This window comes from Anabaena sphaerica FACHB-251, from assembly GCF_014696825.1.
GTDB lineage: Bacteria > Cyanobacteriota > Cyanobacteriia > Cyanobacteriales > Nostocaceae > RDYJ01.
In genome coordinates this window covers 163,297-185,797 of sequence record NZ_JACJQU010000005.1, presented here as the reverse complement: position 1 = coordinate 185,797, position 22,501 = coordinate 163,297, and the positions used below count along the sequence as shown (strand labels likewise).

Genomic DNA, 22,501 nt, shown 5'->3' with positions numbered 1-22,501 from the left:
TCTAAGACGCTAACAACTCTCCTTGGGGAATCAAAGTTTGGATAGTCTGACGCATCTGGGTAATAGTCTGAAGTTGAGAATCACCAGTGGCTTGAACATGAGTTAAAGATTCAGAAATTGCTTGCAGCTTATCCCGTAGACCATCTAAACAATCTTGAATAGGTTGCAATGCTTCTTGATAGAGCTTTAATCTGCCCCAGCATTCAGCATTTGCTGTTTGCAAGTTGAGTAATTGTTCTTCCATCGATTTGAGTTCTTGGTGTTTTGACTCTAACTCATGGGTTTGATGATCAATTTCGGCTTGCTTAGTCTCAATATCAGCAGTCAGCTGCTCAATCTCAACTGCCAAAGTTTGCAGATCCTGGGACTGTTGTTGTCGTTGGGTTTCAATTCGGCAAAGGAGCGATTCTAAATTAATTGCATTATCACCTGTAGGATTGGGAACAGATTGTCCTTGTCGTTGCAGCAGAATAGTTTGATGTTGTTTAAAAATCTGCTCCTGCTTAATTAAATTATTGCGTTGTGGTTTTAAACTTTTATTAAGCATTTGATAGAGGTCTTTTTCTTCAGCCAGTTCTGCTTCTAAATTTTTTAACTCTTCTCCAGATGCTTGTTGTATCTTTACTTCGAGTTCTTGTATACCTTGTTCTTTGTAATTTAATTCTTGTTCCTGGTCTTGAACGAAACTAGAGTCAATTTCTAGTTTATTCTGCAAGTCTTGGACAATTTTTTGGAGTTCTTCCACAGGCAAGTTTTGCAACGTTTCCACATCAACTTGGTGTCCGAAAACCATATTTCCAGTTATAGCCAACAGACCATGGATCTGTTGGTATAAATCTTCTTGATTTCGCAACTGCTCTTTGAGGATGACAGAAAAATCCTGTTTATAGCCAAATTGTGCCTTACTCAGTTGCAACTGAGCTATATGTTGCTGCAAAGAATTTTGGATCTGTTCAAATTCCGATTGGCGATCGCCCAAAGTTTGGGAGAGTTGTTCAACTTCCCCCTGTTGTTGATCAGCCAAATTACGCTGCGACTCCAGTTGTTGCCAATGTGGGTTGAGAGTGGACTGCTGCTTTTCTAAGAGTTCAAAAGCAAGATTGAGGTTTTCCTGCAATATTCCCGTGTAACCAACGCCATTAGATAAGCGATTAAGTAAATCAGCGATTAGCTGACTTTGCCCCTCATCTAGAACTGCCCCTTGGGGGGAATCTGGTTTAAGTTCATCGAGACGACGCTGCTCTCCCCGTAAATGCTCCCAAGCACCTTCGAGTTCCTGACGATTGCGTTCAACTTCTGCCCGCAACTTTTCAATTTGCTCACGGGATGTTTCAACTTCCTGCTTTTCTTGCTCTAAGCGTTGCACGTCATTTTCCAGGTGTTGCAGTTGTTCCCACCGTGATTCCATGTCCATTTCTCGGCGATTTAGCTCCTGGACTTGGAACATTAGGGACTGCTTCCACTGGTCAATTTCATCTTCTTTGAGCTTAAATTTTTCCATTTGACGGGAAAAATTTTGCAAAATGTTTACTAGCGGCCGCCCGGCCTCTTGAATCCGTTGCACTTGACGATTCGGACTCAGTTCCACTAGTACGAGTGCGCCATCATTCAACTTGCTTGCTTCATCAGCAGCAATCGTTTCTTCTGACACATTACTCCAATTCTGGTCACTTCGTTGACAAGCCAGTAGTTTGAGTTCAGTTTTGGAACCGCCACTCAATAAACCGCCTTTTTGCTTTTGTACTTCTGCTAAATACAGCACACCGCTAGTCCTTTTGATGTACTTTACGTCTGTGTTTTGGTATATACCTTAGATTAATCTGCTAACTAGTCTTGTTGTTTAACCTTAGTTTAGCAGCACAAGACAGACAAAACATTTAAGCAAGTGATATCTCACATCTTGATATATCTTGATATTTGGTACATCTAGTTAGAGCGCATCTTTTATATCCTGTATACATAATAGTGACTATGACTACCGTGTGAACACTAACTTTGTCAAACATTTATCACAAAATGATCATATCTTAAAGTTCCCAGACTGTTTGTCACAGATAATCATCCTGTCATTCTACTTGAAACAGGGAAAAGCTGAAGGTGACAATTAATAAAGTAATTTTTAGAGAATGCCAAGGAGGATGTTGTAGGTAAATGCAGGGAAATTTAAATGAGATTGATATTTGTAGTATCCTACAACTGATTTCTTTAGGCCAAAGAACCGGACAGTTGTGGGTGGAGGCGCACAACACTTACCAAAGTTACAAACTGAGTAGCGAAGACACAGCCAAGCATCGTTTTGCCACAGAGAGCAAACCACTGTCTTGGTTTGTATTTTTTCTAAACGGTCAAATAGTCTACTGTCAAGCTGGTGAAAGTAGTTTATCCCGGATTAATGATTACCTACGTCATTACCGAGTTGAGCAAAGGCTTAACAAAATGCAACTTGCTACCTTAGAATCAACAAATTCCCCGGAGTATGCCTACATTTGGGCGCTTTTAGAGCAGAATATTATTACCCCAAAAGTGGCTAGGAATATTATTCACGGCTTAGTACATGAGACATTGTTTGATCTATTGAGTTTACACCAAGGCAGTTTCATTTTCGATTTAGGTGCAGCACTGGTTCCCCAATTAACCAGCTTAGATATTACAACTCTAGTCACAAAAATTACCAAGCAGGTGCAAGAATGGAAGCAGCTATATCCACATATTCAATCACCGGAACAGTTGCCAGTGCTGGCTGACATCGCTAGATTGACTGACTCACTACCAGTATCTATAGTGAATAAGTTACAACATTGGGCAGATGGTAAAACATCTCTCCGCCAATTGGCTCGTTATCTTAATCGTGATATTTTAACTGTTGCCAAAGCAATATATCCTTACGTACAACAGGGATGGTTACAATTAGTATATTCAGCTACTCCTAGTTCTAGTAATCAAATACCAAGCTGGGAGTTTCCAGACCACAACAAGGGGCGGATAGTATGTATTGAAGATGCGATCTCCATCTGTGAAACCGTGGAGTCAATCCTGAAACCACAAGGGTATGAAGCGATTTCCATCACCAAACCCTTAGAAGCCCTCAGCCTCGTTTTTCAACTCAAGCCAAATTTAATTTTATGTGACATTGCTATGCCGGAATTGGATGGATACGAAATTTGCGCCATGCTGCGACATTCCACAGCATTTCGACTTGTACCAATTATCATGCTCACTGGCAAAGAAGGATTTATTGATCGCGTCAGAGCTAGGATGGTTGGAGCTACAGATTATTTGACAAAACCATTTACAGATACTGAATTACTTATGCTTGTAGAAAAATATATCAACCTAGATTCTAGTGTGGGAATATAAACGCAAGACAAGACTTGTGGATTTGCTCAAAGATGGGGTAAAAAATGTTATCACAGAATCAGCTAACTCCAGTAAAACAACCATACTCAGTGAATTAGTTAAACAGTAGTTTTAATTTATACACTTATTAGCTAGTAAGAGAATTGGTGAAGATTCCAGAAAAGAAAGTCTGAAACAGGAGGTAGATAGGTATTTATGAGTACAGTTCTGATTGTCGAAGACAGTATCGCCCAAAGGGAGATGATTACAGATCTCCTCAAAGCTAGTGGCTTAACTGTCACCCATGCTGGAGACGGAGTAGAAGCTTTGGAAGCTATTCAAAGCACACCTCCCGATTTGGTAGTTTTGGATATTGTCATGCCCCGGATGAACGGCTACGAACTTTGTCGGCGGTTAAAATCCGATCCCAAAACCCAAAATGTCCCCGTAGTCATGTGTTCTTCTAAAGGAGAAGAATTTGACCGCTACTGGGGGATGAAGCAAGGAGCCGACGCTTATATAGCCAAACCGTTTCAACCAACCGAGTTGGTGGGAACAGTCAAACAACTGCTGCGAGGATAAGGATGACAAAAACATGGTCAGCAAACCAGACTTTTTAAGTGGTAGTGGTCAAAATCAATATCGCCCTGAATTACAACTAGAAAATCCTGATAGCGATAGCGTAGCGCAAGCCATAGACCCAAAAGGCGAGTTACATTTACGATTTTACATTCCTTCGCATCAGGAGTTTGCATTACCTGCAACTGGTATCCGGGAAGTCATTGAACTAAGCCCTGATCGTATCACTCCGATTCCTAATGCTTCTCCACTACTTTTGGGTACTCTAAATTTACGAGGTCGATTAATTTGGGTAGCAGATTTGGGTCAATTTCTGGGGGAGGCAACTCCGTTAAACACGGATAAGCCTGAGATACCAGTAATTGCTATTGAAGATCAAGACACAATAGTAGGCTTAGGAGTGGAGCAAATCTGTGGCATGGGTTGGCTTGATGTACAGTATCTAATGCCACCAAATAATGTGCCAGATACGATGGCTCCTTTTCTCCGGGGCGAATGGTTAGATACTGAACATAATAAGTATCTACGGCTGATTGATCAAACAGCAATTTTGCGGAGTGCTAGGTGGGCAGGATGAAGTCGGGAGGGAGGAAATGGTAGCAAATATAGATGATTACAATTCAAAATATCAGCAGGCATTAACAGCCTATACACAGGGAGATTATGAAGTTGCCGCTACTTTAATAGACCAAGCGGTGCATACTTTACCAGATGAAGCCAATTCTCATCTGTTGCGGGGTCATATCTACTATGTTTTGCAGCAGTTTGAGATCGCCAAAGCAGAATATGAAAAGGTGTTCCATTTGACAGATGATCAAGAAATGTTAGGTTCTGCTACCAACTACCTTGAAAGTATCAAACAATACTTTGATGCTTTTGGTGAAGATGAATTCGCAGTCGAGCCTAATCAACTGATAAATTCTGTAGATCTGTCTAATGGTCTGGTAACTGATGAAGCAGATTTACTAGATTTAGGAGTTAGTAGAGACTTGGATAACACCAACTTTGACCTGAAGTCTTTTAGTGACTATGAACCATCTAAAGATGATCTCGAAGATATATCTGTAAGTAATCCTTTTGAAAGTGATTTTGCTAGTTTCGATAGTATTGAATTTGACCAATTACCAGATAACTCAATAGTTTTTGGCAATGATCCTTTTGCGTTGGAACAACCATTTTCCGAGTTAGAATCAACTAACAATTATGCTGAAGAATTAGAAGCTTTAGAGTTGCCACTGACTTTAGATCAACCATTTTCCGAGTTAGAATCAACCAACAATGATGCTGAAGAATTAGAAGCTCTAGAGTTGCCACTGACTTTAGATCAACCATTTTCCGAGTTAGAATCAACCAACAATGATGCTGAAGAATTAGAAGCTCTAGAGTTGCCTTCTTTCTGGCAAGAAGGTATTTCACCAGAGAATATGGGCGAGTCAGAAGAAAATAGCTATTTTGCCAATCTGGATGTAAATTCCGAACAGGAACCTTCCGCAGCCAGTGCAGAGCAAATTAATTCACATTTGCAAGAAATACATCTATCATCTGACAATAACTGGCAAAGTGCGCCTGAATTAATGATGGAACAATATTCACCAGACGTTGAAGATATGATTCTGGAGAATTTGGGAGTTTCCAACAATATTCAGGACGATATTAATTTAGACATTGCTGAACAGGAAATCAATCATGATTTCATGGGCAATGATTTTAGAGACAGCAGTGCAAATACATCTTTGAGCAGCCCAGATAATTGGATAGAACCAATTCCAGAGGAATTAGATCTAACAGATCTCGACTCAAGTACCCAAATTTCATCATCTTTGAAAAATAATTTTGCTCTAGATGACCATCAGGTACATTTAGATACTAAATATGAGTCAAATGACTTTGATGATGATAGTTTCGATTTAGAGGCATTTGAGTCGGCCTTTGGTTCAGAAAGCTTTACCACTGATGAAGATGCCAATCCTGTAGTGCGGGGAGAAAATTCTCAAAACAATATAGAGTTTTTAGGCGATTTTGACGAATTCGATGATTTAGGTAGTATTCCCAGCTTTGACTTAGCAGGAGATTCTGGGTACAGTAGCATAAATGTATCATCTGAAACCAGGGAAAAGAGAGGAACTGGTAACAACAGCTTTAGCGAAGATACATCAATTAATAATGATGATGTTGACCGCGATGAGGAACTATTCACAATTACTGGCGCTCAAGAAGCAGTTCCTGTATTTACCCAACCAGAAGTTTCTAAACTAGAACCCAACGTCAGTGTTGAGCAGGGGCTATTTGCATTCTTTGAAAATGCCTCTCTAGAGAAAAAGCAATGGTATATCGCGGGTACAGTGGGCTTAACCTCAGCAGTGGTAGCCGCTTTAATCAGCTTTGGAGCCACCTCATTCTCTCCAGCTTCACAACGGGAGTCAGTGCGGAATACAGGTTGGGCAATGGCTTTAGCCGCAGGACTGGCAGGTGGGATGACCGCAGGCTTTATGGGTAATCTCGCACTCAAGCAAATTCGACGCACTACCAAAGATTTGCAAGCTCAGTTTGATGCTGTCCGAGAAGGGAATCTCAATGTCCAGGCTACAGTTTACTCGGAAGATGAATTAGGGTACTTATCCACCAGCTTTAACGATATGGCACGGGTAATTTTCATAACTACCAATGAAGCCCAACGGAAAGCGGTAGAACAAGAAGAAGCCAAAGAAAACCTGCAACGCCAAGTGATTCGCCTTTTAGACGATGTGGAAGGAGCCGCTAGAGGAGATTTAACAGTTCAAGCTGAGGTGACAGCCGATGTACTCGGAGCAGTAGCTGATGCCTTTAACCTGACAATTCAAAACCTGCGGGATATTGTGCAGCAGGTGAAAGTGGCAGCCAGGGAAGTGACCAAAGGCTCAACCAACTCAGAAACCTTCGCTAGAGCCTTATCAGGTGATGCTTTGCGTCAAGCAGAAGAGTTGGCTGTCACCCTCAATTCCGTACAGGTGATGACCGAATCGATCCAACGGGTAGCAGTGGCAGCGAAGGAAGCGGAAAGTGTAGCCCGTGATGCCAGTGTGATTGCTCTCAAAGGAGGTGAAGCAGTAGAAAATACCGTAGCAGGGATTTTAGAAATTCGGGAAACAGTGGCGGAAACGACCCGGAAAGTGAAGCGGTTAGCGGAATCTTCTCAAGAAATTAACTCTATCGTCGCCTTGGTTTCCCAGATCGCTTCTCGAACCAACCTATTGGCACTCAACGCCAGTATTGAGGCAGCAAGAGCCGGAGAAGCTGGAAGGGGGTTTGCGATTGTAGCCGATGAAGTGCGCCAGTTAGCAGACAAATCCGCCAAGTCCTTGAAAGAAATTGAACAAATCGTCATGCAAATCCAGAGCGAAACAAGCTCTGTGATGACCGCGATGGAAGAAGGCACACAACAGGTAATTCAAGGTACAAAACTAGCAGAAGAAGCCAAGCGATCTCTAGAAAACATCATCAAAGTAGCCGATCATATCGATAGTCTGGTGCGCTCAATTACCGCTGATACCGTAGAACAAACAGAAACTTCTCTCGCTGTAGCTCAGGTGATGCAATCAGTGGAACTCACAGCCCAAGAAACTTCCCAAGAAGCCCAGCGAGTTTCAGGAGCCTTACAAAACTTGGTAGGTGTATCCCGCGACTTGATCGCCTCTGTGGAACGCTTCCGAGTGGAAACTATTGAATCCAGGTAAAGGACGAATTCAATTTTGGATTTTGGATTTTGGATTTTGTTGAGACAGTGCGGTCTTGGGGGTTTCCCCCATGTAGACGCACGGAGTGCGGCTTCCCGCAGGGTGCAACTGCTGTTTACCGATAGCACAGCATGGCGTATGACTCCTACTTCGTTACGCAAGCTATAGCCATAGGTTTGCCGGAGGCATCACCCAGAGGGACTGAACAATCTAAAATTTAAAATCGCCAATCCAAAATTCAACCTTGATCCTGCATTAATCATTCATCCTTTATTCTTCATCCTTGTTTATGCAGCCTGAACAACAACAACGGATTTTAGGTTACTTTATCGAAGAAGCCAGAGACCACCTGAACACTATCGAACAGGGGTTACTGAAGCTGGAAGATACTCTCAACGACTCAGAAATGATCAACGAAGTCTTCCGGGCTGCTCACTCCATTAAAGGAGGGGCGGCTATGTTGGGACTCAGTAGTATCCAGCACACGTCTCACCGGCTGGAAGATTGTTTCAAAGTGCTGAGAGAGCATCCAGTTCAAGTAGATCAAAAATTAGAGTCTTTGTTTCTTGGTGTCTCTGATACTTTAAAAGCTTTGTTGGATCATTTGAGTAGTCCATTTGGACTGTCAGAGGAAACCGCAAAAACTTTGATGTCAGAAACAGAACCGATCTTCGCAGGACTGAATCAGCATCTAGAACTACTTTTACAATCGGCAGGTGGTACTATGCCTATGGCTGCATCTGCACAGCCAGAACTGCCAAAACAAGATGCTGTACCTCAAGAGCAGCGACAAAAACCACTAGTAGCCAGCCAAAACACTAATTGGTCAGAGTTTCAAAATCAAGTCCTACAATCCCTGCGGGAAATGCTGCAACTGTTTAAACACAGTAGCACACCTTCATCCAGGGCAAATTTACAGGAATGCTGTCAGCAATTGGTTAAACTTGGTGAGAAATTTAATTTGCCCAGTTGGAGTAAATTGTGTGAATCAGCAACCAATGCGATCGCCAATCCCGACAATAGTTATCTGACTTTAGCCAAAATTATTATTACCGAAATTAAACAAGGTCAAGAATTTGTTATTCAAGGTAGAGAAGCAGAAATAACTGTTAGTCAGGAACTAGAAGCACTTGAGTTAATTCCAGAACTTGAGTTCCCAGAACTACAATTGGATTGGGGTAATGACCAACCACAAACTGACACAGAAGTTACGGCTACACTAGAGATCCATACAGATAATTCGCTGTTACCAGACAACAGCACACTTACATTTGAACCAATAGAAGAATTTAATCTATCAACTACCAGCGATCACGAATTTGATAGTTTGCCAGAAACATCCCTAACCGACATAGATGCAACTGAAGTTAGTATCAATTCCTTATTGACTGATCAAGATGAACTACTCAACATCAGTAGTAGTTTTGTTGACATGAATGGTTTAGAGATAGGCATTGCTGAGTTAAATACTCTAGAGGATTTGTTTGGGGGAGAGACTGAGGAACTCGATAAAACCTGGCAACAAGAAGAAATAATAGACACTAGTAGCCATCAATTAGGAATTAGAATTAGTAATGATCCAATTGAGGATATGGATCACGATTTAGCGGAGTTACTCTCATTGGATAATGATGCCAGCAATGAGGAACTACAAACCCTTGACAATAATACAACCGAAGACCTCACTCTATTATTCGGCGAAACCTTTTTGGAATCAGAGAATTCAGAACTGCAAAATCAAACAACAATTCCTCAAACTCCAGAAACTAACGATGTTTCTCTTGCTAATGCCAATTTAGAATTCTTCCTATCTGATATTACCGAAGACTTGTCGGTAAGTTCTCCAGACGCATCCCAATCTTCTGAAGAAACTGATCAAGCAGTGGAGAGTCTTTTGGAATTTAGCCTAAAAGATAATGAGATATTATCATTCTCCCAAGAGGAAATAACTCAACCACAATCTACTGTCGTGTCAAACAGTATTGATGACTTATTAACGAATACAAATGCTGATTTTCCAGAGGAACTGACGTTGGGAGAACCTGCATCAGAACTGATCCAGCCCCAACCCGAAAGCTTGTCTTTAGATAATCTGTTTAGTGAACTTGAACAGGATACAACAGAAGCAACAGACGATTTAGAAATTGGTGATTTATTTGCTCTACCTCTAAACACAGGAGCAGAAGTTTCTGCCGCTGAATACGACTTCAATAGCTTCTGGGATCAGATAGGTGCAGCACCAGCCGAAGAACTCGCGGCTGAACTTGGACAAGATGTGGCCAAGGAATTAGAAGATAGTTTATTTGCAGCCTCTGGGGAAGCTTTAGCTGATAGTCAGCAGTCAGGTTCTAACCTCAACTTTTATTTGGGAGACTTTGATTTTACTGAAACTCAGCCAGAAGAGTTGGGAGATCCTTGGTTGACACAAGATAGTGGAGATGACTTATTTGCTGATTTAGCAAATTCTCAATCTACTTTCCAAACAGTAGATCATGATGAGTTGTCTTTACCGGAAATTCAAAACTTCTCCCAGGAACCAGAAGCACTGGATCTGTTTGCTAATTTTGATGACCACAGCAATGAGAATACAACAGTAACTGAGTCAATTGATCATGACCAGGAAACCATAGAGATTGCTGCCGAGCCGGCTGGAATTCTCAGTTTTAACGACCAAACACAGCCAGAGGTATTAAACCAGGATCTGAGCGAAAACTTGGTAGAAGAGATTGAACAGCCTTTAGAGGCTGATTTCCTAGAATTCGGTTTAGAAGCAGGGGAAGTCACAGCAGATGTATTTGATCAACTTGAACTTACGCTGGCCGAAGCAAATTCTCAGCAACCAGAATTAGAAACTACAACAGCAGATACCTCAGCAAATCCAGCCTCCGTCTCAGATGAATTTGCTATCTTAGACGCATTACTAGATGCAGAATTAGAAACCTCCAATCCAGTTTCCATACCAGAAGTTGATTTTGCCGCTTTAGAAGCATTACTGAGTACAGATAATGCTGAGGCAGCACAGATGCCGAAAGCGCCACCACAACAGAGCCAACCTGTAGTTGCAAAAGCTCAAAATGCTGCTGGGTCTTCAGAAATACCTGATGAATTTGGAGACTTGGAGAAGTTGCTGGCCGAAGCGGATCAAACAATGAACGCACCAGGAAGAGGAATAAAATCTAACACCAGCAAAACTCCACGTCCGGCTATTCGTCGTGTTAAAGAAGAAAGCATGAAGATTCCAGTTAAGCAACTGGATGAGATGAGCAACTTAGTTGGGGAATTGGTGGTCAATCGCAATACTTTAGAGCAGGATCAAGAGCGCCTGCGACAGTCATTAGATAACTTGCTGATTCAAATTCAACATCTTTCCGATGTTGGTGCAAGAATGCAGGAGTTATACGAGCGATCGCTCCTGGAAGCTTCTCTGTTGAGCAGCCGTAGATCCACCAGAGAACAAGGTCATTCTGGTAATGCCCATGACAGAGGTTTTAATGAACTGGAGATGGATCAGTTTACCCTCTTCCATACTCTCTCCCAGGAGACCATAGAATACATTGTCCGAGTTCGGGAGTCAGCGAGCGACATTGACTTTGTTACCGAAGAAACCGAGCGAGTAGCGCGGCAGTTCCGCCAAGTCACCACCCAGCTACAAGAGGGACTGACCAGAACGCGAATGGTATCTTTTGCCCAAGCTATTGACCGCTTGCGTCGAGGGGTGCGGGATAACGGCATCAAGTATGGAAAACAAGTAGAATTGGTGGCAGAAGGGGCAGATACATTAGTTGACAAGATGATTTTGGATCATCTCACTGACCCGCTCACCTATATGCTCAATAATGCGATCGCTCACGGTATTGAAACTCCAGAAGTCCGCACAGCTGCTGGTAAATCACCTGTGGGAACCATCTCTATCCGCGCTTTCCACCAAGGCAACCAAACCGTAATTGCCGTCACTGACGACGGTGCTGGTATTGATCACGAAAAGGTTAAGCGCAAGGCGATTCAAAAAGGTATCATTACAGCAGAAGATGCCAAAAATATGTCTCGCCAAGATGCTTATGAACTTTTGTTCCTGCCCAGTTTCAGCACAGCCGATGAAATTGATGATATCAAAGGCCGGGGCGTGGGTATGAACGTAGTTCAAAACGATATTAACGAAATTCGTGGCACGGTTAGCACTGATTCGGTACTGGGCAAAGGAACTACCTTTACCATTCGCTTACCACTTACCTTGAGTATTTGTAAAGCTCTCTGCTGTATCTCCAATAAGTCGAGAATTGCTTTCCCCATGGACGGTGTGGAAGACACACTAGATATATCCGTCACAGATATTCAAAAAGATGCTGATGGACAATCTTTTATTTGGTGGCGGGATACAGTTCTACAATTCCGTCCTTTACAGGAAATTTTAGCCTTCAATCGCCAGATTAGTCGCGGTAACATCTATAGCAGTACGCGAGATGATGACATGATTTCTGTTGTCGTCGTGCGCTCAGGTAATACAATGGTTGCTCTCCAGATTGACCAAGTATTAAGCGAACAGGAAATAGTCATTAAGCAATTTGAAGGACCCGCACCCAAACCCAGTGGTGTTGCTGGTGCTACAGTTCTCGGTGATGGTCGCATTATGCCTATTGCCGACGTTTTAGAAATTATTGACATCTTCCAAGGTAAGATGTCTAAACAAATTGGTGGTAGTTCTTGGCAAAGAAGAACGGTTCCTCCTATACATGAAATTCCAGAGGCGAAAATTGAGCCGACAGTGCTAATTGTCGATGACTCAATTACTGTGCGGGAATTACTTTCTCTCACTTTTACCAAAGCGGGTTATCGCGTTGAACAAGCCCGTGATGGTCAAGAAGCTTGGGATAAACTTCGTTCTGGTTTACCTTGCGATATCGTCTTCTGTGACATCGAAATGCCCCGCTGTGATGGGCTGGAATTGCTCTCACGCATCCAAAAAGATAGTAGCCTTAATCACCTACCTATAGCTATGCTGACCTCACGAGGTGCAGACAAACATAGACAGATGGCGGTTCAACTCGGTGCTAGTGGTTACTTTACTAAACCCTATCTAGAAGAAGCTTTATTGGAAGCTGCTTCTCGGATGCTCAAAGGTGAAAAACTTGTTACTGCTTAGGGGGAAGGAGCAGGGGAGATGGGGCGCAGAGGCGCAGAGGAGCAGAGGAGCAGGGGAGATGGGGCGCAGAGGCGCAGAGGAGCAGAGGAGCAGAGGAGCAGAGGAGCAGAGGAGCAGAGGAGCAGGGGAGATGGGGAGATGGGGAGATGGGGCGCAGGAGAGAAAATTATGTACCTATTCTCTATTTCCTATTCCCTATTCCCTATTCTCTATTTCCTATTTCCTATTCCCTATTCCCTATTGCCTTTTCCCGCTGACAACTGTTAACTGTTAACTTATAACCGTTAACTATTAATTATGTCTGAATCACACGAACCCCTCAAATATCCCACTACTAGCAAAAGCAATCAAGCTGATAATTATCATGGTACTGTGGTATCAGATCCTTACCGTGCTTTAGAAGACCCGGATGCAGAAGCAACGAAAGCTTGGGCTGAGGCACAAAATCAAGTTACTTTTGCATACCTCAACGAAATTCCTACCAGGGAAAAAATTAAACAGCGTCTCACTAAACTTTGGGATTATGAAAAATATGGTATTCCCTTTAAAGAAAGTGAAACTTATTTTTATTTCAAAAACGATGGTTTACAAAACCAAAGTGTTCTATATACTCTCCCCAGTTTAGATGCAGAACCTAGAGTTTTACTTGACCCTAACAAACTTTCTGAAGATGGGACAGTTGCTCTTTCTGGTATTGAAATTAGTGAAAATGGTAAACTTTTAGCTTATGGTTTATCTACTTCTGGTTCAGATTGGCAAGAATGGAAAGTTAGAGATATTCAAACAGGTGAAGATTTACCAGATTATATACAATGGGTTAAATTTTCTGGTGCATCTTGGACTCATGACCATCAAGGGTTTTTCTACAGTCGTTATGATGAACCCAACGAAAAAACCAAATTAGAGGATGTTAATTATTACCAAAAGCTTTATTATCACAACCTTGGTACATCTCAATCAGAAGACATATTAATTTACCATCGTCCAGATCAAAAAGAATGGGGTTTTAGTGGCAGTGTTACGGAAGATGGCAAATATCTGATTATTTCTGTTTGGTTGGGAACTGACCCCAGAAACTTGGTTTTTTACAAAGATTTGACTCAACCTAATTCTGAAGTAATCGAATTAATTAACCAATTTGAGGCAGATTACAGCTTTATAGATAATGACGATAGTGTTTTCTATTTTCGCACAGATTTAAATGCCCCACGCGGTAGAGTTATTGCCATTGATACTAAAAATCCAGCTTCAGAAAATTGGGTAGAAATTATTCCCCAAGCAGCAGAAACATTAGAAAGTTTAGGCATTTTAAATAATCAATTTGTGGCTGATTATCTCCAAGATGCTCATAGTCAAGTTAAAATATTTGACCTACAAGGTAATTTTATTAGAGAAGTAGAATTACCAGGACTCGGTTCAGCAGGAGGATTTGGTGGTAAGCGTTATGATACAGAAACTTTTTATAGTTTCACCAGTTTTACTACTCCTGGAACTATCTACCGCTACGACATGAAAACGGGTCAAAGTGAAATTTTCCGTCAACCCAAGGTAGATTTTAATGCTGATGAGTATGAGACAAAACAAGTCTTTTATCAAAGTAAAGACGGTACACAAGTACCGATGTTTATCACTCACAAAAAAGGTATTCAATTAGATGGCAATAACCCAACTTATCTCTATGGATATGGTGGTTTTAATGCTTCATTAACTCCCAATTTTTCCGTTAGCCTTTTGGTATGGCTAGAAATGGGGGGAGTTTATGCTGTACCTAATTTGCGCGGTGGTGGTGAATATGGGGAAGAATGGCATCAAGCGGGAATGAAGGAGAAAAAGCAGAATGTTTTTGATGATTTTATTGCTGCTGCTGAATGGTTAATTGCTAATAATTACACCCAACCGCAAAAATTAGCTATTGGTGGTGGTAGTAATGGTGGTTTGTTGGTGGGTGCTTGTATGACACAACGCCCGGAATTATTTGCAGCAGCTTTACCCGCAGTGGGGGTAATGGATATGTTGCGTTTCCATCAATTTACCATTGGTTGGGCTTGGGTGGCTGAATATGGTTCTTCAGAAAATGCGGAAGAATTTAAAACGCTTTATGCTTATTCTCCGTTGCATAATTTAAAGTCAGGAACAGCTTATCCTGCTACTTTAATTACTACGGCTGATCATGATGATCGGGTTGTTCCTGCCCATAGTTTTAAGTTTGCTGCTGCTTTGCAAGAATGTCATGTTGGGGATGCGCCGGTGTTGATTAGAATTGAGACTAAAGCTGGACATGGTGCTGGTAAACCGACGGCGAAAATTATTGAGGAAGCGGCTGATAAGTGGGGGTTTTTGGTGAGGGTTTTGGAGGTTGAGGTTTAATTTTTGGGTGGGGTGTTCCCACCTTTTTTGTTTCACGCAGAGACGCAGAGGCGCAGAGAAAGGAAGATTAAGAGGCATTTGTCCACCAAGTTCGCAAAGGATCATTTTTTGGGGGTACATAATGTCCTTTAATCTTAATTGCATTGAGGACGTTACTTAATATGACAGAATCAATACTTTGTTTTTCTGACCAATTTTTTATTATTTCTGAGGTTGATATTATTTGAATATTGGGAGCTTCTTTTTGAATAAATGAAATTGCTCGTTTATCATCAGTTGCGATCGCCCATTTTCTTTGAACGGCGATCGCACAAGTTGCTGACTCACCATCATCAAGAATAGCCGCATAGTTTACAAAATATTCTTCCTCTTCTTCTGATTCAAAATCTACAACTTTTAATAAACCTTGTTGAATAGCTGCTTCAAACTCTGACACAGTATCATTTTCTTCTTCCTTGAGACTTTCGAGTGTCTTTAATTCCCGTTCTTGAACAACTGTAGTCACGACAATTTCCGCAGGAAGAGATTTCAAAATTGCTAAAAATTGACCAGATGCACAAAGATTGAGAACACAACAAGCATCAAAAATAATGTGGGAGTGAGTAATTTTCATAGCAATTTATATATACTTCCTCACTTCCCAGCAGTTTGGATTTGACGCAAATCAAAATCTGTATCTTCTTCCATCATTCCGCTTGAATATTCCCGTAATGCTTCCGCAATACGACGGGCTTCTAAACGATCAACATGAAGAAATTCAGCAAAACGCCCTTCTGTAATTAAACCTTGATCTAATGCTTCAATTGCGAGATGTTGATAGTGCAGAGGCATCATATCAACCCGTTGGGGAATCTGTTCTAAACCTAGTTCTTCCTGTATCTTTCTGACTTTTAAACCTCTATCTCGCAATTTCTCCCAAGTTCCTGAAGGTAGAAGTTCCATTTCTTCTAACCGATAAACCAGGGCTTCTACGGACACACCGTAGTAATGAGCTAGTGTAAATAAATTAGTTGGCGTGAATTTGCCGTGTGTACGGTACATATCATTAAACCGCTTCAGCAATCCACTGGTAGGCATCAAGAAATATTTGGGGAAAGTTTCTGCTAGTTGCTCACTTTCAGGAAATCGCTGATATTGACCATCAAAATGAAACTCTGGTTTTTGCCGATGCGCTAAAAAGTGCAGATATCCATGCGCCATTGACCAGCGCCGACGTTCTTCTGGATGATTGGCATTGATAGCCATACAACCGCCAACTTCTTCGTTATAGCTATACACTTCTGAGTATTTTTGCGGCATCTGCAAATAGAAGATCCGTAAACCCACATCTTGTTCTAATATGTCCCGCAGTTGGGAAATAGGCGCATCACCTAAACCCAGTCTTTGACGTTCTGCTACTGCTATACTCTCCGCAGCAGATTTAATGGGCATATCAGTTACTTGATACTCAAGAGGATAGTTACGCGCTATTGGCGCATCCATGATTTTCTCAAGTTCTAGGTAATTCTGACATAATTCCTCTAAATGCAGGATAAATGGTTCAATTTCTGCTTGTTGTTCCTGACTGCGTTGATAAAGTGCGCGAAACTGCACTTCAAAAGGTTGAACTATGGGACGTTGGCGAACAAATTCACTCACAGAACGTCCGTAAGCACGGGCAAGTTTAATCAGTTCATTGGCTTTGAGGCGACGTTCTCCTTTTTCAATAGCAATCATGGTGGTACGTGCAGCATCAATAATCTTGGCTGCATCCGCTTGAGTCATGTTGCATTTTTTACGGGCTTGTTGGAGGAGTTCTCCTAATGTCCGCAGGTCAATGTTATCCAGGATGTTGGTAGTCATGATGGTTTTCTAATAATGTCAGGTATTAATTATATTATTTTAGCTATAATGTCAGATTTTTATATGGTTGACAAATATATCACCTGTTAATATTATAATTACAAGTGACTCACCTGTAACTACTTTAATTCATTATTAGTCAATCAGACTAATAAGAACGATAATTTAGGAGTAGTGAATCATGGTTAGATATGCCTTCCAAAAAACCGCAAATGACAATTCGTATAGAAGAGGATGAATATAAATACTTAGAAGATTGGGCTGCTAGAGAATTTCTCAGTGTTCCTCAACTAGCTAAGGTGATTGTCAAAAGAGCGATCGCTGAAAACAAAAAGTCTCAACAAGTAAAATCACCATGACAGATGAAGAAAAAATTTCCAGACACGCAGCAACAGATAGAGATAAATGTCAAGAAATGGCTGATAAATACGGATGGGAATTATTGAAAGTAGAACCTACTAATAATAAAATTCTCAAAGTGGATTGTGTGTTTGAAGGTGAAACAGAATTTCCTAATTATCATGAGGAATCAGAAAATGAGTAAATATATTATTTTTAAAGCAGATAAAGGACAGTTAGAAAACTGGGAAAAAATGTTACTATCTCATACTGGAGCTTGTACTGATATCCTAGCTGAACATTATGACGGTTCTAAAAAACCTATTCCCGAACCAGGTTATAGACTCAAGGAATTTTGTCAAATTGAAGAATATGTAGATCCTGAGTTTCCAGGTGCAAGTACACATTATAGAATTGGTAATTGGGAAGTTTCAAAGGTAGAAGAATATGTACCAGATTTACCTGTGGGTACTTTTGAATCAGTAGTTATTTGTTATTGTCGTTATTCCCCAGTAAATACCCCATTAAAACCATTACCAAAAATCCAAGTATCCCCCAGTATTAAAATAGAAGCGTGAATAGATTATAGTGGAAATATCTTGATGGAAGACGGATTTTTTTATGGTTAATTAAATCGTAGGTCAAGACTAACCTTAGAGGATGTTTTAAAAGTTTTTAATGTATAAATCCCTCTCCCAACCTCTCACCAACGCGGGGATAGGCTTTGAAATACCCATTGTAGGAAAGGGGGGTAGAGGGGTTATTTTTCTGGAGATTATTGGTTTCATCTAATACTTTTCAAACACCCTCTTATGATCTTTCTTGCAAAGCAAAGCCACACAGAAGAAGAATAACCTTTATGAAATATCATGAGAACAATATATGTTGCCTTTCAAAGATGCTTCCTTTCTTGCGTGTTCTAATAATTCTTTAAAGGTACGAATACCAGATATAACACTCATTAAATGTGTACCATCGAGAAGTATAATTTGCATAGGTTTCCCTCTTGTTAGGGATTCTAAAGCTTCTTGAGAATAGCCATTCATTGAAATAAATAATCCCAGAGATTGCATCTTACCTTCTACTTTCATGTAAAGACTGGATATTTGAGCTTGATTAACTTTATTTGCAGTCCACTTTAATTCAACTATATAATAGTAACTATCATATTTAATTGCTCCATCTATTTGTTCTCCTTCTATTTTGAATGATTCTTCTACAGGAATATTACTTATCTTCATCAAATCGGTAAATATTTTTTCTAATTCATAACCTCTCCTTTGTGGCGGTAATTTAAACGAATCAATAAATCGCTCATGTAGGCGTAAATAGAAGGTTCGTGCAACCAGGGGCAACCTTGTGAAATTTGGTAAAAATAACCCTTGATTTAGCCTTGATTGATAAGAAATACTAATAATAACTTTGCCTAGTTCATCTCCTTTTAGGCAAAGTATGCTGGAGATAGCAACCAAGGCGTGAGGATTTGACCTATGTCTATCCACACTACTCAACTTCCATTTTCGGCAAAGTCAACCAACTGCTCGACTCCACCAGCCAAACGCCCATCTGCTCGCGAACGAGAATATTTGCGATCGAAAGAAGTCGAAGCAATGATCAGTGCGGCTCGCTCTGTCGGTCGGCATGGGGTACGGGATGCAGCAATGATATTACTTATGTTCCGGCATGGACTACGTACTGCTGAGTTAGTTGCGCTCAAGTGGTCACAAATAGATTTGTCAGAGGGCTATATCGACATTCATCGTCTCAAACATGGCCATGATACCGTTCATCCATTACGCGCTCCAGAATTAAGAGCCTTGCGTCAACTGCAACGGGATTATCCCGACACTCCCTATGTTTTTGTGTCCGAGCGCAAAGCTCCACTATCAACCAGAGCCGTTCGTCACATTATTGCACGAGCAGGTGAGCGTGCTGGAATCACTGAACCAGTTCATCCCCATCAACTGCGCCATGCTTGTGGCTACTATTTAGCAGCCCAAGGTCATGATACCAGAGCCATTCAAGATTATTTAGGACACAAAAATATACACCACACAGTACGCTATACCCAAATGTCACCTCAGAGATTTGAGAACTTCTGGAGAGATTAAGCGACCGCCTGTTCCGTTAAACCAGCAATCCTTTCGTTGAGATCCAGCTTAAATGTACCATAAGGGTTGACATGACTGAAAATCAGAGGAGTAATTGCCCTTTTATCAGTTTCTGTTAGCTTTTGCTGCCAATGCTTCTGTTCTAGAACACTCTGAATCATTAAAGTATTCACATAGACCAAACATATCTGCAATAAATGCAAAGATAACACAGACAACTCCTGACTCTCCAGGCGATTTGAAGCGAATTCCCCACCTTTACCATAGAAAATAAAATCATTAACCCCATTCCATCGTTCTACTACATTCAATCCTTCATTAACTTCCCGTCGTATTTCCTCCTCCTGAAGATACTGACACAGGAAAATTGTTTTAATTGCTCGTCCTAATTCGAGTAAAGCCAGATAAGTAGGATGTTTGAAAGGATTTCTGCTAAAACGTTTTAAAATAGCTTCAGTTTCTGTCGTTCCCAACTTTAAAGCAGTAGTATACTTCACCATTTGGTCATACTGTTGACGAATCAAATCCCAATTAATAGGACGAGTCAGAATCGGCTGTAAATTAGGGTAAGCCTCAGATTGTCCAGTATAAGGACGATATAATTTCTGTACCTTAATCCGCTTCAATCTGGGCATTAACTGAAATCCCAACAGATGCGTAAAAGCAAAGGCCACCTCACTTTGACCATGACTATCCACATAGTTTTTCTGCACATCCATATTGGTACAGTGACGTAACACCCCTTCAATCATGGCTGCAACTTCACTACTGGAGCAAGTTTTGAGTTGGGAATAGATGCAGGCCGACTTCTTCTCGACGTGCCAATAAATCATCACTCCTCGACCACCGTAACGCAAATGATACTGGGTCATAAGATTCTGGTCCCATGCTCCAAAATGTTTGCTGTCACTGGCACAGGTAGTAGTTCCTTCCCCCCAAATGTGGGGTAAACGAATCTCAAAAATGGCATTAATAACGTCCGCAATGGCACTACGTAACTGGTCTTTGTGGATATAACGACGACGTACATAGAGTAAATCTTGATAGTTTTCCCCATTTATTCCTGTATTAATTCTCTTCAATCCAGTATTTGTTCCCATCCCGTAGAGACAGAGCAATAATCGCTTTTGTAGTGTTTCTCTATCAATAATTTCTCTTGTCCCCATACTCTTAAAGTTACGGGTAAAATCAACTCTTAAATCTGTTTCCTTGAGAATATCTAAAAGACTGGTTTGATGCCAAATCTGATTTATTTCTCCCTTCAGTCGTTTGAGATTGATAGGTTCAGATACAGGGTCTATCGGGCTAAGTCTAATTAAACCCTGACCTTTCTTACCGAGAATAGTGACATCTGGGTTTTTGGGCATTCCCTGGTCTAGTTTTTCTAACCCTTGTACCATTTGTTGTTGTAAGTTTGAGATAAAAGTTTCTACATCTAATGGAAGGGTTAAAGCTTGATAGTAAATCTGACGTTGTTGGTCAAAATCAGTTGGTAAATCATAATCTGGATTACCATAACGAGAAGCTCCTAATACCCAGATTTCCTTACAACTGAGTCTTTCTCTAAGAGCTTGCAAAACGCTAATTTCATTGCTGTAATTGCTCAGGTAATGTCATCATTTTGTCAATGATTTTAAAGAGTTTAACAATTTGTTCTTTTGTTAATCCTCTATCATACAGTCCGCGAATTAATGTCCATTTCCATTGCTCCCGTTCTGATAAATTCCCAGTGGTGGCTTTAGTTTTCAAATGTGCCATTACTATGATAGCAAATGGATTATCACTAGCTTCTAATTCTTGCCAGCGAGATTCATAGTCCAGAAGTTTAGCAATAGGAAATTTCAGACTAACTTCACACCCTCCAAGGGAATAACCATACGCACTAGGTCGCCAATTATTCCTTTCATCACCTAGAACAGCTAGACTAACTACAGGTTTGTGATACAGATCAAAGGAACGGTAATTATAAATATACATCCGTTGCCCAAAATCTACCTCATATTGACTTTGAATTTCTACATGAATTAATATCCAAACTTCTCGTTTGTCCAGTAACCAAACTTGATAAAGTTGGTCAGCAATTCGTTTTTCTGTCTCTGATGAAGCTGTAATTTCCTGTAATTCTTTATCTAGAGAACGGGGTGGTTTTGTCCAATCAATTAATTGATGAACTTCCGGAAAAAAGAATGTCAAAAAGCTTTCAAAATATTCGGTTAAAGCTTCTTTCCAAGATTCATCAAAATTAGCAGTTATTTCTTGCATAATCAAAGATTCATGAATTAAAAAATAGGAGTAATTTTAATTGATTATCTCCCCTATTTCTCGTAAATAATTAGGTTTAGGTGTCAGTTGTCTCACCAGTGCAGCGTCAGCAGTCCAAAACTCAGCAGATGTCATTTCAGAACAAGTAAGAAAAGCGGCATCATAAAGGGTAGATAAACCGTATTTTTCGGCAATTTCCCAACTTTTTACCCTGATTACTTCATCTTCAATATAATCTATCGGCAATTCACAGAAGTCGTCAAAAAAATCTTGTGCTTCCTCCTTAGTTATGACTCCTATTCGTGTTTTCTTCCGTAGTACAGATCCAACTTCTGCCCAAACAAACGCAGGAGCTACTAAACGTATACTCAAACTTAATGCTTCTGTTAGTAAGGTTCTAGCTTGAGGTTGATACACTTCTGGAACAAGGTAAGGTATCCAAACACTGGTATCTATGCACAAAACTCTAGTCACGTCTCCCCTCACTCTCTCTGAGACTGCGAATCATATCGGTAGAATTTGCTTGTGTACCAGTTCTTGCTTTAACGGTTTCGCTTCTGGCAATAATTCGTTGATGTGCAGCCCATCCCCTTCTCCGTTTGACCTCACGTTCTAAAGCTTCAACTATTAAATCATTAGACATCTCCGGTAATTAAATGTGCGTGGTTTGAAACCCTTGTAGAGACGTTCCGCCGGAACGTCTCTACCATATTTCCGGAGAGGTCTATTAAAAGATTCGCTACTTTCTTTGATTTTCCTAGCTTTTGCTAGTAGTTCCGAGGGAAAACGGATTGTTAAAGCTTCCCGTTCCA

16 protein-coding genes and 2 pseudogenes are annotated in these 22,501 nt (G+C 40.9%); 10 read left to right on the top strand and 8 right to left on the bottom strand.

All coding sequences use genetic code 11. The features are described from left to right. Nucleotide 1 precedes the first annotated feature (1 nt). A complete protein-coding gene (hmpF, locus tag H6G06_RS11550; protein ID WP_190560175.1) occupies nucleotides 2-1,762 on the bottom strand; it encodes a pilus motility taxis protein HmpF in 1,761 nt (586 codons plus the stop codon). Between the two features lie 389 nt (nucleotides 1,763-2,151). Here hmpF and H6G06_RS11545 point away from each other — a divergent pair, with 389 nt between their 5' ends. From H6G06_RS11545 to H6G06_RS11520, 6 genes are all read left to right on the top strand, one after another. After that, entirely contained in the window at nucleotides 2,152-3,357 is a 1,206-nt protein-coding gene (locus H6G06_RS11545; protein ID WP_190560174.1) for a response regulator, read from the top strand. A gap of 195 nt (nucleotides 3,358-3,552) precedes the next feature. Continuing rightward, the gene (locus H6G06_RS11540) at nucleotides 3,553-3,918 is read left to right on the top strand and encodes a response regulator transcription factor (protein ID WP_013193093.1); all 366 of its coding nucleotides are present in this window, start codon (nucleotides 3,553-3,555) and stop codon (nucleotides 3,916-3,918) included. 13 nt (nucleotides 3,919-3,931) lie between these two features. Beyond that, a complete protein-coding gene (locus tag H6G06_RS11535; protein ID WP_190560172.1) occupies nucleotides 3,932-4,492 on the top strand; it encodes a chemotaxis protein CheW in 561 nt (186 codons plus the stop codon). Between the two features lie 16 nt (nucleotides 4,493-4,508). Next, entirely contained in the window at nucleotides 4,509-7,628 is a 3,120-nt protein-coding gene (locus tag H6G06_RS11530) for a methyl-accepting chemotaxis protein (protein WP_190560170.1), read from the top strand. 289 nt (nucleotides 7,629-7,917) lie between these two features. Continuing rightward, the gene (locus H6G06_RS11525; RefSeq protein ID WP_190560168.1) at nucleotides 7,918-12,768 is read left to right on the top strand and encodes a hybrid sensor histidine kinase/response regulator; all 4,851 of its coding nucleotides are present in this window, start codon (nucleotides 7,918-7,920) and stop codon (nucleotides 12,766-12,768) included. Between the two features lie 297 nt (nucleotides 12,769-13,065). Beyond that, on the top strand, nucleotides 13,066-15,135 hold the full coding sequence (locus H6G06_RS11520) for a prolyl oligopeptidase family serine peptidase (protein WP_190560166.1): 2,070 nt from the start codon (nucleotides 13,066-13,068) through the stop codon (nucleotides 15,133-15,135). A 67-nt stretch (nucleotides 15,136-15,202) separates the two neighbouring features. On the opposite strand, the gene H6G06_RS11515 is transcribed toward H6G06_RS11520, so the two are convergent. Next, complete coding sequence (locus tag H6G06_RS11515) at nucleotides 15,203-15,748, bottom strand: PIN domain-containing protein (RefSeq protein ID WP_190560164.1); 546 nt, start codon at nucleotides 15,746-15,748, stop codon at nucleotides 15,203-15,205. Nucleotides 15,749-15,768: 20 nt separating this feature from the next. Further along, a complete protein-coding gene (locus H6G06_RS11510) occupies nucleotides 15,769-16,977 on the bottom strand; it encodes an XRE family transcriptional regulator (protein ID WP_190560162.1) in 1,209 nt (402 codons plus the stop codon). 191 nt (nucleotides 16,978-17,168) lie between these two features. On the opposite strand from H6G06_RS11510, the gene H6G06_RS11505 reads away from it, so the two are divergent. From H6G06_RS11505 to H6G06_RS11495, 3 genes are read left to right on the top strand one after another with little or no spacing between them, the layout of a single operon-like run. Next, nucleotides 17,169-17,336 (top strand): hypothetical protein, encoded by a 168-nt coding sequence (locus H6G06_RS11505; protein WP_168646016.1) that lies wholly within the window; start codon nucleotides 17,169-17,171, stop codon nucleotides 17,334-17,336. Then, nucleotides 17,333-17,521 (top strand): hypothetical protein, encoded by a 189-nt coding sequence (locus H6G06_RS11500; RefSeq protein ID WP_190560160.1) that lies wholly within the window; start codon nucleotides 17,333-17,335, stop codon nucleotides 17,519-17,521. The genes H6G06_RS11505 and H6G06_RS11500 overlap by 4 nt, the downstream gene beginning before the upstream one ends. Further along, nucleotides 17,514-17,894, top strand: coding sequence for a hypothetical protein (locus H6G06_RS11495; protein WP_190560158.1), 381 nt, complete (start codon nucleotides 17,514-17,516; stop codon nucleotides 17,892-17,894). The genes H6G06_RS11500 and H6G06_RS11495 overlap by 8 nt, the downstream gene beginning before the upstream one ends. A gap of 279 nt (nucleotides 17,895-18,173) precedes the next feature. Here the strand turns inward: H6G06_RS11495 and H6G06_RS11490 are convergent, their stop codons facing one another. Then, nucleotides 18,174-18,788 (bottom strand): restriction endonuclease, encoded by a 615-nt coding sequence (locus tag H6G06_RS11490; protein WP_206754714.1) that lies wholly within the window; start codon nucleotides 18,786-18,788, stop codon nucleotides 18,174-18,176. 18 nt (nucleotides 18,789-18,806) lie between these two features. On the opposite strand from H6G06_RS11490, the gene H6G06_RS11485 reads away from it, so the two are divergent. Next, nucleotides 18,807-19,427, top strand: a complete 621-nt coding sequence (locus H6G06_RS11485; protein WP_190560154.1) for a tyrosine-type recombinase/integrase — start codon at nucleotides 18,807-18,809, stop codon at nucleotides 19,425-19,427. Here H6G06_RS11485 and H6G06_RS11480 read toward each other — a convergent pair. The 4 genes and pseudogenes from H6G06_RS11480 to H6G06_RS27370 all read right to left on the bottom strand — a co-directional run. Continuing rightward, nucleotides 19,424-21,016, bottom strand: a pseudogene (locus tag H6G06_RS11480) (Tn3 family transposase); the annotation flags it as partial. The gene H6G06_RS11485 and the pseudogene H6G06_RS11480 sit on opposite strands and share 4 nt — an antisense overlap. Before the next feature lies 1 nt (nucleotide 21,017). Further along, a pseudogene (locus H6G06_RS11475) lies at nucleotides 21,018-21,689 on the bottom strand (RpnC/YadD family protein); the annotation flags it as partial. Between the two features lie 36 nt (nucleotides 21,690-21,725). Then, complete coding sequence (locus H6G06_RS11470; RefSeq protein ID WP_190560152.1) at nucleotides 21,726-22,163, bottom strand: PIN domain-containing protein; 438 nt, start codon at nucleotides 22,161-22,163, stop codon at nucleotides 21,726-21,728. Next, nucleotides 22,156-22,332, bottom strand: a complete 177-nt coding sequence (locus H6G06_RS27370; RefSeq protein ID WP_242039666.1) for a hypothetical protein — start codon at nucleotides 22,330-22,332, stop codon at nucleotides 22,156-22,158. Before H6G06_RS27370 ends, H6G06_RS11470 begins: the two co-directional genes overlap by 8 nt. Nucleotides 22,333-22,501 lie beyond the last annotated feature (169 nt).

Coding starts and splice junctions, on each gene's coding strand:
- H6G06_RS11525 (WP_190560168.1), top strand. CDS start 7,918: ATGCAGCCTGAACAACAACAACGGATTTTAGGTTACTTTATCGAAGAA.
- H6G06_RS11530 (WP_190560170.1), top strand. CDS start 4,509: ATGGTAGCAAATATAGATGATTACAATTCAAAATATCAGCAGGCATTA.
- H6G06_RS11505 (WP_168646016.1), top strand. CDS start 17,169: ATGCCTTCCAAAAAACCGCAAATGACAATTCGTATAGAAGAGGATGAA.
- H6G06_RS11535 (WP_190560172.1), top strand. CDS start 3,932: ATGGTCAGCAAACCAGACTTTTTAAGTGGTAGTGGTCAAAATCAATAT.
- H6G06_RS11485 (WP_190560154.1), top strand. CDS start 18,807: ATGTCTATCCACACTACTCAACTTCCATTTTCGGCAAAGTCAACCAAC.
- H6G06_RS11495 (WP_190560158.1), top strand. CDS start 17,514: ATGAGTAAATATATTATTTTTAAAGCAGATAAAGGACAGTTAGAAAAC.
- H6G06_RS27370 (WP_242039666.1), bottom strand. CDS start 22,332: ATGTCTAATGATTTAATAGTTGAAGCTTTAGAACGTGAGGTCAAACGG.
- H6G06_RS11500 (WP_190560160.1), top strand. CDS start 17,333: ATGACAGATGAAGAAAAAATTTCCAGACACGCAGCAACAGATAGAGAT.
- H6G06_RS11510 (WP_190560162.1), bottom strand. CDS start 16,977: ATGACTACCAACATCCTGGATAACATTGACCTGCGGACATTAGGAGAA.
- H6G06_RS11545 (WP_190560174.1), top strand. CDS start 2,152: ATGCAGGGAAATTTAAATGAGATTGATATTTGTAGTATCCTACAACTG.
- H6G06_RS11540 (WP_013193093.1), top strand. CDS start 3,553: ATGAGTACAGTTCTGATTGTCGAAGACAGTATCGCCCAAAGGGAGATG.
- H6G06_RS11515 (WP_190560164.1), bottom strand. CDS start 15,748: ATGAAAATTACTCACTCCCACATTATTTTTGATGCTTGTTGTGTTCTC.
- H6G06_RS11520 (WP_190560166.1), top strand. CDS start 13,066: ATGTCTGAATCACACGAACCCCTCAAATATCCCACTACTAGCAAAAGC.